Source organism: Gardnerella sp. KA01001, from assembly GCF_049244025.1.
GTDB classification, from domain to species: domain Bacteria; phylum Actinomycetota; class Actinomycetes; order Actinomycetales; family Bifidobacteriaceae; genus Bifidobacterium; species Bifidobacterium swidsinskii.
Window position 1 is genome coordinate 152076 of sequence record NZ_CP058366.1, and the last position, 13454, is coordinate 165529.

Sequence of the window (13454 nt, forward strand, 5' to 3'; positions counted from 1 at the left end):
TTCGATTAATAGATAAATTTTTCTAGAATGTCAATTTTGACAGATAATTACACACTATTTATAACATTTACTCAACAAATTTAATAAATAATAAAAAATACAAAAATGGCTCCCAGCAAAACCAGGAGCCATTTGTAAATATAAATTCGCGAAACTTAACGCTTCGAGAACTGAGGTGCACGACGTGCCTTGTGCAAACCAGCCTTCTTGCGTTCCACAACGCGAGCGTCACGAGTCAAGAAGCCAGCCTTCTTCAAAGCAACACGGTTTGCATCGCGATCGATAGCATTCAATGCACGAGCAACACCCAAACGAATAGCACCAGCTTGACCAGTGGTACCACCACCGTCAACGAGGACTACAACATCAAACTTGCCTTCAAGCTTGAGCAACACGATTGGTGAATTCACTTCGCGTTGCAACAAACGAGATGGGAAGTACTCCTCCAAAGTGCGACCATTGATAGTCCACTTACCGGAGCCAGGAACCAAACGCACGCGAGCAACAGCTTCCTTACGACGACCAGTGCCGTAGCCTGGCTCGATGGCGGAAGTACCAGTGCCTGCACCAGCATTGGTTTCAGTGGTGTAGCTAGTCAGTTCTTCTTCGTTCTCAAGAACCGCGGAGTTGTTATTTTCTGCCATATCTATTCTCCTTGATCTCACTTAGCCTGCTGAGAGACCTGAGCGATCTCGAAGACCTGTGGCTTCTGCGAAGTGTGCGGATGCTCAGCTCCGGTGAACACACGAAGACGGTCAAGCTGCACCTTAGCAAGACGATTCTTTGGAAGCATACCCTTAACGGCAGCCATGATAATACGCTTTGGATTCCTTTCCAAAAGCTCTGCATAGCTATCACGACGAAGGCCGCCCGGACGACCAGAGTGGGAATACAGTTCCTTGCTCAACTTATTGCCAGTCAAAGCAATCTTTTCAGCGTTAATAATAATAACGTGATTGCCAGAATCAGCATGAGGAGCAAACGTTGGCTTATTCTTACCACGCAGCAAGATTGCTACCTGAGAGGCCAAACGACCAAGTACCACGTCAGTGGCATCGATGATGTACCAGTCATGAGTTAAATCTGCTGGTTTCGGTGTGAAAGTCTTCACAATCGTACCTTTTCTCTATTGTGTTTCGAGCGTATATCTTCTTGGTTTATAGAAAATATTTTACTCATAATCCGTGGGCTCCCTGAAAGTCCTCGATGGCGAGTGGGAAAAGCGCTTTGAAGGACCCCTTAGGGAAACACAACAATCTGCAAGTATATCGCCAAGTGGCGACTACTTGCAAGTGTCTATTTTATATAAGGCTGAGACGAATACAAAACAAATTGCTAAACAAATTGTCAAACAAAATAAATCACAAAATGTTATGCATTCATAATCGCAGAAAGCGACTGCACTCGAGGCAAATCAAACATATTATCCAAGGACACAGGATTGCCTTCACCATCAGCTAATGGAATACGCCAATTCGGATACTCGTCATTCGTTCCAGGCTGATTTTGCACACGACACTCTCCAACTGCATCGACCAAAGAAGCAGCCAACAATCTGGAAGGAGCAGCCTTCAAAGCGCGGTACAATGCTTCAACAATCTCCTGAGTATGAGCATCCTCATCCTCAAGCAACTGAGCATCCAAATAACCACCTTTGACCAACATTCGCATCATAGCGCGATGCTCTGCCTCAGCTCCAGCGCGGAATTCTTCAACAGAACCAGTAAGCAAGTGCAAGCGCTCACGAATATTAACTTGCTCATAGCGCAAATAGCCGGCAGCAGGAGGCAAATCATGCGTATTTACAGATGCAAGCGTCATTTCGCGCCACTTGTCTGGAGTACGGAATTCGCCGTCACGCTCTTCGAACCATTCAACCGTGCAACCAAGCACAGCCTTCTTGCGCAACACTTCCAAAGCATTTGCGGGCAAAACACCCAAATCTTCGCCAACAACTACACCGTGAGCACGAGCGGCTTCAATTGCCAAAATGCCAAGCATAATATCAGCATCGTAGTAAACATAAGCACCGCCACTTGGAGCTGAACCTTCTGGAATCCACCATAAGCGGAAAAGTCCAAGAATATGGTCAATGCGAACAGCACCTGCCGAAGCAAACATTCCATGAACCATATCTCGGTATGTTTTAAAACCAGTCCGCTCAAGCTCAAATGGGTGCAAAGGTGGCTGAGACCAATCTTGACCTTGCTGATTGAAGTAATCAGGTGGAGCGCCAACAGTAGCTCCGTTAGCAAATCTCTCCGGATTCCACCAAACTTCAGATCCTGCAGGATGCACGCCAACAGCCATATCAGACATAATGCCGATTTTCATACCAGCTTTACGTGCAGCAACTTGAGCATCATGCAATTGCGTAAAAGCAACCCACTCAAGCCAACGATAAAACTCAAGAGTATCTGGGAAACGATTAGCTAATTCGCGAACTTGATCAGAATCCTTAGTAAGAGTCCTCTCCCAGCAATCGTCACCCTTTGGAGCACCCCACTTGTCGTAGCACAAGCACCAAGTGGCATAAGATTCAAGCCTGTCACCCATCTCATGCTTAAACTCATTAAAAATGCGAGCGCGATCTTCAGACATACCAGCCTTGAAAATCAGCCACAATGCACGCATTTTTACACGCCACATGGAATCACGGTCTATTATTTGCGCGTCATTGTTAAGCGGCTCAACCTGTCCATGAAGCTTTTCAATTTCTTTGCGAGTTTTATCGTTTAACGTTTCGTACTCAGGAATACTTTCTGGGCTAATATACGTTACGTTTACCATTCCTCGAGCAACCGGCAGGTATGGGGATGGAGTAAGCGGAGTTATAGGCTCACCTGCATGCATTGGGTTTATTAACACAAAGTCAGCGCCAGTTTTTTGCTTAGCTTCAGTAAGAAGAGTCGCCAAATCAGCAAAATCACCAACACCCCAAGACTTTGAAGAACGGATTGAGTAAAGTTGTGCCATCCATCCCCAAAGCTGTTCTCCATTGGGCTCTAAGGAATTCAGCGTATCAATGCTTTCTGGAGCACTAATAAGTGTTGCTTCTTCTTGTCTCTCACCAACTGTCACACGCAATGTGTGATAACCCATTGGCACATCTTCAGGAATTTTTATAAGAGATGTTGCAACAAATTTTCCATTTACAGGGTATGCAACATCATTTTCGTTAGGAACAATAGTTAAATCGCCTTTATATTGTTCACCATTTTCCAATGTCAATGTTGCAACTGGGTATTCTAATATTCCCGTATTAACTGTAACTTCATCACATTTGCCAACAGTGTGCAAAACTGTTGGAGCAACAATACGACCGTGTCGATACGCTAAAACGTCGTTTGTAGATTTTTCTATTGTCTCATTTGTGGAAGCATCTACGCCTAATGCGCTTAAGACAGAAACTAATACGTTATCTTGAATCTCGTGTTTTTGATTATCCGAACCAATAAAACTCACGCCAACGCCCATTAATTCAGCAAGACGGTGTAATGGCTTCATTGCTACTTCTTCATCTGTTGTATTATCCATACGCTCCATTATTCGCGTTAGCAACGACTGCGCGCCGCTGATGATACATCTTCAGATTTATCGTTGCATAGTTCTTGCAGCACATTTTGTGGAACACCAGGATTTAGCGCAACAGCTCTTCGTACCATGGAAGCTAATACAATTGGAGCGTTTTCTTCTGCACTAACACCAAGGGAGGCGAGATATTTCAATGTTTCAGCACTTATGCCATCCGATTGCGCACCCTCTAAACGCATTTTCCAAGAAGCTTTTGGATTGCATAATGCAGCATTTCGAACTGCGTTACATGAATCTTTAGTAAGTCTTCCAACTAACCAATTTTTAGCATTTTTATTTTCAGCAACAGCCAAACGTACTTTATCAGCAGAATCTTCAGAAAGTTTCACTAATATGTTTGGGAAAGGCATTTCTGTAGCTAAATAAATACGGTCTTCTTCTGGAGTATTGATATTACCTGCAACTGCTTCAAGCAAGGAGGTGGCTCTAGAAAATGCCGCTTGGTCTGATCGATCCGGTAATTCTCTCCTAGCAAATTCATGAAGCTCAGCTGAATCTTCGCTATGTCGTAAATGCTCATATACAGCAGTTAAAGGTTCATAAGATGAATCGTCAATAGTGTTTGTTTTTTCATTAGTCTTTTCCATGAAATCACCTTTAACGCTTAGTATCTATCAGCTTATTACTTAGAGTACCATCTGCTTTCGGCACAACGTTTCCAGAAAAAGCATTCTGAACCATATCAAGAAATTCTTGTGATTTTAAAGTTGGAATAGCAATATTAAGAGAAATTTCAGCACCATAAATTTCGTTGTCAATTATGCCTTCCATTTGGCTTACAATATGCTGCAACATTCGCAATTGTTGATATTGCAACTTGCAAGTAAAACGAGTGCACGTAATAATATCAACTATTTGCGCAGATTCTACTGCCATACTTGCTGCACGCACATAAGCTCTGGTTAGGCCACCAGCTCCAAGCAAAATACCACCAAAATATCGCGTTACTGTTACTACACAATCTGTTAAATTTGACGATCTGAGTACATCTAATATTGGTTTTCCTGCTGTTCCAGTTGGCTCACCATCGTCACTCATGCGCTCATGCAATTGAGCTTTCGACGAGCCACAAATTGCAGCATACGCAACATGGCGAGCTTTAGGATTCTTAAAACGCACTGATTGCATAAATTCCGCAGCATCGTCAAGATTATCAATATGACAAATGCATCCAATAAACTCTGATTTTTTCTCTACGAAAGAAGCCTCGAAAGGCTGTGATTGCAATTGACGAACAGTGTGCAGAATATTATGCGAATTAGTCACTAGATACTACCAATACTACGCTTTTTCGTAACGCAATAACCTGTCAATGATACCAGAAATATCTTCCATTGCTGCATCGGCACCTTCTTCGGTACCAATTTTTACAGATTCATGTATTTCTTTATTGACATGTTCCCTTGCCACTATCACTGCTAAAGAATGTAAAGCAGCAGTTGCAGCGGAAAGCTGCATAAGAACATCTTGACACTTCGCATCGTTTTCAATCATAGTATTGACTGCTGCAAGCTGACCTTGTACTCGATGCATGCGTACTATCAGTTTTTCTTTATCAATATCATAATTTTTCATCGTTACTCCGATTTATCAATTACACAACCACATAAAGGTTATAACATCATATATAAATTAGTACAATAAATCGTTGTATCTATATTATGCATCATCGTATTATTTATTGCAAAATGACGCGTTAATCTACTTCAAAAAAAATCTCAATAGACTAACGCGCCAAATATTCTACATTAAAAATGCGCTATTTCACTAACCGACGCCTCATTGGAGGAATCCCGCCATGTCGCGCTCCACCAGACATTCTCCCATGCTTAGGAACTATAGATGAAAAACGACCTAACGATAAACCTGAAGCAAAGGTTAACGTAATAACAGCCAGAAGTATCACAGTTATTGAAGAAGCACCAGTAACAGCAAGCGATGTTGGAATTGTATTACTTCGATTAACATAATTCTTATTAGCATTTTCGTTGCTATTTGTGCTGTCGTGTTGATTGGAAGCATTATCATTCACATCATTTTTCGAATCAGTTGAATCATCACTGCCAGTTTTACTATGATTTTCTTCTACATTTTCTTTGTTTTCTTTATTATTCTCCTCATTTTCATCATTCTTAGAACGATCCTCACCGCCGGAAACTTGCACAGTCTCTCCTTCTACACCCAATGCGTGAGTTGCTAAAGGATTACCCTGAGCATCGTAAACTTCAGCTTTCCAATAAACAGTTCCTTCATGATCTAATGTAATATCTGCAGAACTTACAGAAATAGAAGACTTTTTACTTTCTTCAGCTTGTTTATTTGTAATATTTACGCGAGATTGAGGCATTTTTTTCTCAATTTCAGCAGATATTACAGTTTCCTTAGTCTCTTTAGTTTCCTTAGCTTCCTTAGCTTTCTTAATCTCCTTAGTTTCAGAATCACTGCCATTCTTAGCATCGCCATTCTTAGCGTCACCATTCTTAGCATCGCTACATTTAGCTCCACTAGAATCACTCTTATTCCCCTTACCATCTTCATACTCGTATGCACTAAACACTACGTAACTTCCTTTTGGCAACGTGCCAGTAATACGAGCATTATCGTGGAACTTTTCACCAGCCTTAACTTTTTCATCGCTTACTCTAGTTGTAACAGATACAGGGGTAGTTAAAACATCCGGTTCAACTAAGGCACGACTCCACAATCCGTCATACGCGGATTTATGAGCTAAAGCGCGTGAAGAACCAGGAAAATCATAAACAAACACATACCATCCTGACTCACTATTTTTATTAGCGCGAATATGCACATTATTTTCCAAAACTTTCGGCTCAGTAGTAGACCTATCAGTTCCAGCAATAGGTCTAAGCGTAATATTTCCGTTGCCAATCTTGTACACGCCATTAACTGCAGGAACATCCCACTTAGCAATCAAACGATGATGATTATCTTCTTTTGGCTCTTGATAAGACGGCTCGCCTTTAGATCCCGGCATATAATTTTCGTTGTCTTTTTTAGTAGGATTTTCGCTACCTGCACCAGCCCACCAAACGCGAATATGCGCTTTTTTATCTTCATTAAAGCCGTAACTGTTATTTCCCTTAAAAGATCCGTAAGTTTCAGGAAGACCTCTTACAGTAATCTCATTAACAATTTCCGTATTAAGCCCAACAGTTTGCTGCTTAGCAGCAATATCTGAGCTCACAGTTGCTTGATGAACAGCCGTAGTGTCTGTAGAACCAAATAGCTGCACAACATCATCTTTCAGAAACTCTCGGTCAGATTTATTCTGAGAATCGCGAGAAATAATCCAAACCCATGTGCCAAACAAACCTGCTTCTAAATCATTTACTTTATAAGCTTCTGCTTTATCAAGATCAGATGCTGTAATATCGCCATTAGCGCGTTTTGCTACTGCAGTTATAGTTTCGCCAGAATTAGAGAAATTAGCTTTAGCCGCAGCAACTTGGCGCAAATTAGGCATAGAACGCATGCGATTCAAGTACTCTTTAGCAGATTCACCACTATTTCGCTGTTGAATATGCAAAATATCTTCAGCTGAACCTACAAAATAGTAGCCTTGCGCGCGAAGACGAACATTTTCTGGCCAAGAATCATTTCCTGCAACACTGCTAGTTACAGTACTATCTACCTGCTCTCCTGCACGCAGCTCATGCTTTGATATTTTCGACTTAAGTAACGGCTGGAAAGTTTTTTCTACACCAAAAGAAAAATCTTGCGGATACCATGTATTTTCAAAAGATCTAATCACATCTTGACCATCTGGAGAGAATAAACGTTCAGCTTTTGGAGCGTTAAAAGAAACTTCAATTCGAGCGTTTCCAGCATCAAGTGCGTTCCAAGTAATATCTAAACCTTCTTTTTTAGATTTTCCTTCAAAAGACTCAGATCCGTTAGCAAATTTAATAAGATTATTTGAGGATTTTACTTTAATAGGTACTCCTCCTAAAGAATCTCCATTAGAATTTTGCAGACTAATATGCATTACGCCAACGCGCTTGCCCTTAGTGTAATCATTTTTTAGCACAGCCTTAACCGGAGTTTCTTTAACACCCTGCTGCCACAACTTATCTGCCTTATTCCTTAAAGTTTCTGTTTCAACGTCTACAAATCCGTTTTCAACAGCCTCCTTCCATCTATCTTGATTAATATCAAAATGATTATGAATCATAAACGCCAAAGCAGCCTGAGTTAAATCATCGTCATTGTTGTTGTGCGTTTTAATAATATTTGCAGCAATACGATAATCTTCACCATTCATCTGCTTAATATTGCCTTTGTAATCTATAAACACGGAAGATTCCATGCAAAAAATAGAATTCTTTCTACCCTCCCACTTATCCGTAACAGGACCGAGCCTTAGCCTTGCAATCTTTTCACTTAGCCATTCAACAGTATTCGACTTTTTGTAATAATAACCCGTTAATTTATCGACAGATCCCATAGCAATTTGCGAACAAAGCACCGAAGGAACTAGTACTGCGGAAGTAAACAATGCCAACATTTTGCGAATATTTTTTTGTTTCATGAGGTTTCGCAATTTATTCGCACAACTAAAACTAGTATGCTTCCCAAAATATGTTTCCATAAAAATCTCCTTTAACCCAACCCTTAATGCAATAGCGAATTATGAGAATAATTTTCTATTTGCATTGAGCACTAGAGTAAGCGCTCATGGCATCAACTATGACTTTAGAAAAGATTTGCGTAAATATTTTTTTAGTATTGTGGTTAAAAGGTAGTATTTGGATAAAAGTTATGCACAAATCCACAATTTTGCTTAAATCTCTTGCCTAAATTTTTGCCGCTTACCCGCCGCTTACCCAATTTTTTCATGTGGAGATTTTTAAAAAACAAAAACTCCGGACTGCAAAAAGCAATCCGGAGTAATCCGCGGAGTCAGAGAGATTCGAACTCTCGAGCCGCTTACACGACTAACACCTTAGCAGGGTGCCCCTATCGGCCACTCAGGCATGACTCCACTTGTTTACTGTACATAACAGCAACAGATTGACACTATAGCACCTCTTAAGGACTGTAAACAAGCTTGGCGACACACTTTAAGATAACATTTAATATAACAATATCCAGTGCTACACAGGATTGTGATCTCCAGAAAACGTTACAACTACAGCAAACATAACAAGAATTATTCCTGCAATATCAGTCAATGTTGGAATTTCACCAAATCCCATTCCAATAATAACCGCGATTGCAGGATACAACGCTTGCATAACAGAGTATTTTGCAGAAGTAACACGTTTCAATAAAACCTGATCAAGCAAAGTTGGGAAGAAAGAAGCACATATTGCAATAACCAACATTAACGCAAGTAAAGCAAAAGAACCACCAGGGCGAGCAGCCCAAGTAGCTTCTGGTTTAGGCGAAATAACATGCTGCACTGCAGGAACAGCAAGAACAACAGATTGCAACAGCCAACCAATAAGAGCTGCAACACTTACACGATCAATAGCGTGCGAACTTTTTGCCAACATGCGACCTGAAACAATATATAGGCCCCACATTGAACCGCCAACAAGAATGGCGAATAACCCAATTAGAAAATGCGGGCTTACTGAACTATGTATAGAAGCGCTAGCTAACAGCATAATGCCACAAACAGCAATCACAATTCCCACACGCTCTCGCCATTCATGACCTGTAATAACAGCTACAAGCAAGGGACCTATGAATTCTATAGTTACCGCAACACCAACAGCCATGCAACTAATAGCAACATAGAACATAGTGTTCATAGCAACTAACGACACGCCAACAGCTGCAACAATCCCCCATTCTCGTAGCGTTTTTGGCAAAAGACTACGTTTGCTGCGAGAAAATGGTCTTCTCCAAGCCAAAAGCAACAATGTCATAAATCCTACGCGATACCACACTGCATACAGAGGATCCAATTGGCTAAAAGCTACTTTTGCAACAGAAGTTGCTGTATACACCATTGAAGCCTCAATGACGATAATAAGCAGCACAGGCATGCGATGTAAAAGATTGACGACAAATTGCTTCATAGCAACAACCCTACATGAATATTGATTCGACATACGCTTTTTTACAAAAACATTAGTTTAATCCACAAATTTTTTCCATAAAATCGAACGTTTGTTCTATTATAAACTTATGAGTACAGCACCGAGAGTACAAGCAGCGAAACGTGATTGGGGGCACGACACCTCAGGTTGTAACATACTTCATGTCGACATGGATGCATTTTATGCTTCTTTAGAAGTTGCAAGACACCCGGAGCTTAAAGGAAAGCCGCTTATTATCGGCACAGGCAATCGCGCTGTTGTTTCTGCAGCAAGCTACGAAGCGCGCGCTTACGGCGTTAATTCCGCTATGCCCGTTGTTAAAGCTAGAAATCTTTGTCCACAAGGAGTTTTCTTGCCAGTTGACATTCCTTACTATTCAAGCGTTTCCAAAAGTATTTTTGAAAATATTTTTTTGCATATTACTAATCAAGTTGAAAAAGTTTCTGTTGACGAATGCTATATGAATGTTAAATCGGCTTTATTACAGTGGAAATCGCCTGTAAATATTGGAACTTGGGTACGAAAAGAAGTATTTGAAAAGTATCATATTACATGCTCGGTTGGCATTGCCAGCAATAAACTTATTGCAAAGATGGCTTCAACTAACGCAAAACCTAACGGAATGCTTCTTATTCCGCAAAAATGTAATGAAGATTTTGTGTCAATAATGCCATTGCGCGCAATACCAGGAATTGGCTCATCTTTAATACATAAGCTTGAGGATTGGGGCTTATCTACTGTTGCGTCGCTTAAAAATGTTGACGAAGCAACGCTTACTCGCATAACGGGTTCGCAAATCTTAGCAAGAATGATATATCAATCAGTTAGGGGCATAGACGAGCGCACTGTGACTGCACATGCCCCTGAAAAATCCATTGGAACTGAGCGAACTCTTGATACAGATACCACGAACGAGAATGCTGTTAAACAATTACTACAGCAATGCTGCAGCGAAGTAACTCAACAGTTGCGAAACAGAAAACTTATGGCACGCACTATAACGTTAAAACTACGCTTTGGCGACTTGCATTATGTTACTAGATCTTCTACTTTGCAAAACGCAACTGATTCAACACACGAGTTTTACGAGCATGTCGTTGTTTTGCTTTCTAAAGCTAATCCAACTGTGCATAATTACATTCTTGGAGGCAATAACACAAAGCTTTTAAGCCCAGTTCGTTTAGCTGGTGTTACAGCGAATAATCTTGTGCCAGCAAACAAAGTTTCACTTCAGCCTTCTCTAAACGATATTCTGGAGGAAAATACTCGCGAATCTAAAAATCCTACACAAAACATCATGTCCACAATGAATAAAAATACTAGATTGCGTCACGCAGAACACGCTTTAGATGCCGTTCGCAAAAAATACGGCAACAACGCTGCCCACATTGGATTGTAAACTCGCGCCACATTAAATAATACTTTGCAAATAATTAATTACTTGCTTTATCTGAACGCGGAGGCAAGGCTGCAACGCGAGCTTCATCCCATCCGGAAGCTCCAGCATCTGTAGCTCCTCCCAAATCTCCGAGCTTGTCGAAATAATCAACCGCAGCATCGCGATACCACTCCCAGTCTTCTGGCAAATCATCTTCATAAAAAATAGCTTCTACTGGGCAAGCCGGTTCACAAGCTCCACAATCCACACACTCGTTTGGGTTAATATAAAGCGTTCGATCGCCTTCATAAATGCAGTCTACAGGGCATTCATCTACACACGCTTTATCTTTTACATCAACGCAAGGCTCTGCGATTACATATGGCATAACGCCCTCCTTTCTGCTTTTATGCAACTTTTCTATTATAGAACATTTTTGAAAAGTCTATGACACAAAAAGTCGGCATGCGATATAACCGTATGCCGACTTCTTGCTAAATAAATAATTTATTAATTTTGACTATCTTGCGAGGCCGCAGCAGTCGCCTCAGCTTGAGCTTCTGCACGAGCCTGCTCCTCTGTTTCTCCTTCAGCTACCTTCTCTGCAGCAGCAGCATCTTGAGCAAACAAAGTTTCAACCGGAACACCGAGCTGCTTAGCTTTACGCAACTGCCTGCCAAGCAAAGAATTGCGGTAAGAGTAGCCGAAGTATACCGCAAAGCCTATTGCCAGCCACACTGCAAAACGAATCCAAGTCAATACAGACAAGTTAAGCATGAGCCAGAATGTAGAAAGCGCTGCAAACAGCGGAAGCCATGGATTGCCAGGAACGCTAAATGAACGGTGCAAATCTGGTCTGCGCATACGCATAATCGGCACACCAGCAGAAACAAGCAGGAATGCAGAAAGCGTACCAATGTTCACCATGTCGGAAAGAATGCCAATATCGAGAGTGGAAGCAACGACTGCCACAACAATACCAGCAACAATCTGAAGTCTTGCAGGAATACCACGCTTGCTTACCTTAGAGAAGCTACGTGGAAGCAAGCCATCGCGGCTCACAGCGAAGATAATGCGCGTAAGACCGAGCAAAAGCACCATCACAACGGTTGTTAAACCAATAACAATACCGAGGGAAATAATCTTTGCAGCCCAAGTAGCACCCACAAGTTCGAAACTTGTAGAAAGCGAAGGAGCGGCTTGCTTTGCCAAATCCTTGTAGGAAACCATACCAGTTGTTACAACTGCGACGAGGATGTAAAGAACAGTAACAATAAACAATCCAAGACCAATACCTCGTGGAATGTTCTTGTGCGGATCCTTAGTTTCTTCTGCTGTTGTTGCAACAACATCAAAACCGATGAATGCGAAGAACACGAGAGCCGCGCCGGAAAGAATACCTGGAACGCCATAAACAGCTGGCTGCATGCCTGTTACCCACTGCCACAAAGGCTGTGCCATAACCCCAGAGACTTCTATTCCCTTTACACTTGCAGCGTCGGTTGCAGGTGGCACAAATGGCGTAAAGTTGGAAGCTTTAATGTAGAAGAAGCCCACAACAACCACGAATAGAACGATACCAATCTTCAAGATTGTTAAAGCGCCGTCGAAGCGTGCAGAAAGCTTAGTTCCAAGGACAAGCATAGTTGTAAAGAATGCAACGATTATAATCGGAGCAACATCAATAGTGAAACCACCTAAGTTAAAACTTGTGGTCATATTCAAACCGAAAAGCTTCATTAAATCGTTAAGATAAACGCCCCAATACTTTGAAATTACTGAGCCAGCCATCAGCATTTCTAGGATCATATCCCAGCCAATAATCCAAGCAATAAGCTCACCAACTGTAGTATATGTAAACGTATAAGCAGATCCAGCAACTGGAATCATAGATGCAAATTCCGCATAGCACATTGCAGCAGAACCGCATACAATGCCTGCAATAATAAAGCTAATAATTACAGCAGGACCAGCATGGAATGCTGCAGCCTGAGCGCCGACAGAGAAAATACCGGCACCAACAGCGACAGCAACACCCATAACTGCCAAATCCCAAGCATTTAATGTACGTTTAAGATGGCGTTCACCATCCATAGTCTCAGCGATAGTCTGTTCAACAGACTTTTTTCTCCATATTTGCATAATAAACGCACTTTCGTTGAGGTATAGGTATAAAGGTATGCCGCAATCAGAAGCGCATCAACAAATTTGCGAAACAGTTGCGACTTCACCTATATAAAATTTCTACTTACTTTTCTTTATTTATTCCTGTAAATGTAATTAAATAAAAAATTTATATAGATAATGTAGGTAAATATTACACAAAACATTGCTTACACGGTAGTTTTACCGTGTGTTCCTTTATTATTTGTGAAAATTTAAATAATAAACTTATATATTACTGCATAAAACGC

Annotated in this window: 11 protein-coding genes and 1 tRNA gene; 1 reads left to right on the forward strand and 11 read right to left on the reverse strand. The window is 41.3% G+C overall.

Annotated elements, in window-relative coordinates:
* Positions 1-155 precede the first annotated feature (155 nt).
* From rpsI to HXT59_RS00770, 9 genes are all read right to left on the reverse strand, one after another.
* Positions 156-644 carry a 30S ribosomal protein S9 gene (rpsI, locus tag HXT59_RS00730; RefSeq protein ID WP_004105525.1) on the reverse strand — a complete coding sequence of 163 codons (489 nt, stop codon included), beginning with the start codon at positions 642-644 and terminating at the stop codon, positions 156-158.
* Between the two features lie 17 nt (positions 645-661).
* Positions 662-1111 (reverse strand): 50S ribosomal protein L13, encoded by a 450-nt coding sequence (rplM, locus tag HXT59_RS00735; protein ID WP_012913824.1) that lies wholly within the window; start codon positions 1109-1111, stop codon positions 662-664.
* A gap of 260 nt (positions 1112-1371) precedes the next feature.
* A complete protein-coding gene (malQ, locus tag HXT59_RS00740) occupies positions 1372-3546 on the reverse strand; it encodes a 4-alpha-glucanotransferase (RefSeq protein WP_421783913.1) in 2175 nt (724 codons plus the stop codon).
* A gap of 8 nt (positions 3547-3554) precedes the next feature.
* On the reverse strand, positions 3555-4181 hold the full coding sequence (locus HXT59_RS00745) for a hypothetical protein (RefSeq protein ID WP_004109701.1): 627 nt from the start codon (positions 4179-4181) through the stop codon (positions 3555-3557).
* A gap of 10 nt (positions 4182-4191) precedes the next feature.
* A complete protein-coding gene (locus HXT59_RS00750; protein WP_288231018.1) occupies positions 4192-4860 on the reverse strand; it encodes a YigZ family protein in 669 nt (222 codons plus the stop codon).
* A 15-nt stretch (positions 4861-4875) separates the two neighbouring features.
* Positions 4876-5169, reverse strand: coding sequence for a metal-sensitive transcriptional regulator (locus tag HXT59_RS00755; RefSeq protein WP_004109707.1), 294 nt, complete (start codon positions 5167-5169; stop codon positions 4876-4878).
* A gap of 184 nt (positions 5170-5353) precedes the next feature.
* Entirely contained in the window at positions 5354-8203 is a 2850-nt protein-coding gene (locus tag HXT59_RS00760) for a peptidase (protein ID WP_415685055.1), read from the reverse strand.
* 306 nt (positions 8204-8509) lie between these two features.
* A tRNA-Ser gene (locus tag HXT59_RS00765) sits at positions 8510-8596 on the reverse strand.
* A 112-nt stretch (positions 8597-8708) separates the two neighbouring features.
* The gene (locus HXT59_RS00770; protein WP_004105538.1) at positions 8709-9641 is read right to left on the reverse strand and encodes an EamA family transporter; all 933 of its coding nucleotides are present in this window, start codon (positions 9639-9641) and stop codon (positions 8709-8711) included.
* 109 nt (positions 9642-9750) lie between these two features.
* Between HXT59_RS00770 and dinB the strand changes: the two genes are divergently transcribed.
* Positions 9751-11061, forward strand: coding sequence for a DNA polymerase IV (gene dinB, locus HXT59_RS00775; protein ID WP_064621618.1), 1311 nt, complete (start codon positions 9751-9753; stop codon positions 11059-11061).
* 34 nt (positions 11062-11095) lie between these two features.
* On the opposite strand, the gene fdxA is transcribed toward dinB, so the two are convergent.
* Together fdxA and HXT59_RS00785 are read right to left on the reverse strand one after the other, a co-directional pair.
* Entirely contained in the window at positions 11096-11428 is a 333-nt protein-coding gene (gene fdxA, locus HXT59_RS00780) for a ferredoxin (protein ID WP_004109733.1), read from the reverse strand.
* A gap of 122 nt (positions 11429-11550) precedes the next feature.
* Complete coding sequence (locus HXT59_RS00785) at positions 11551-13182, reverse strand: APC family permease (RefSeq protein ID WP_064621619.1); 1632 nt, start codon at positions 13180-13182, stop codon at positions 11551-11553.
* Positions 13183-13454: the final 272 nt, after the last annotated feature.

Coding starts and splice junctions, on each gene's coding strand:
- HXT59_RS00785 (WP_064621619.1), bottom strand. CDS start 13,182: ATGCAAATATGGAGAAAAAAGTCTGTTGAACAGACTATCGCTGAGACT.
- HXT59_RS00760 (WP_415685055.1), bottom strand. CDS start 8,203: ATGGAAACATATTTTGGGAAGCATACTAGTTTTAGTTGTGCGAATAAA.
- malQ (WP_421783913.1), bottom strand. CDS start 3,546: ATGGAGCGTATGGATAATACAACAGATGAAGAAGTAGCAATGAAGCCA.
- HXT59_RS00770 (WP_004105538.1), bottom strand. CDS start 9,641: ATGAAGCAATTTGTCGTCAATCTTTTACATCGCATGCCTGTGCTGCTT.
- HXT59_RS00745 (WP_004109701.1), bottom strand. CDS start 4,181: ATGGAAAAGACTAATGAAAAAACAAACACTATTGACGATTCATCTTAT.
- HXT59_RS00755 (WP_004109707.1), bottom strand. CDS start 5,169: ATGAAAAATTATGATATTGATAAAGAAAAACTGATAGTACGCATGCAT.
- fdxA (WP_004109733.1), bottom strand. CDS start 11,428: ATGCCATATGTAATCGCAGAGCCTTGCGTTGATGTAAAAGATAAAGCG.
- rpsI (WP_004105525.1), bottom strand. CDS start 644: ATGGCAGAAAATAACAACTCCGCGGTTCTTGAGAACGAAGAAGAACTG.
- dinB (WP_064621618.1), top strand. CDS start 9,751: ATGAGTACAGCACCGAGAGTACAAGCAGCGAAACGTGATTGGGGGCAC.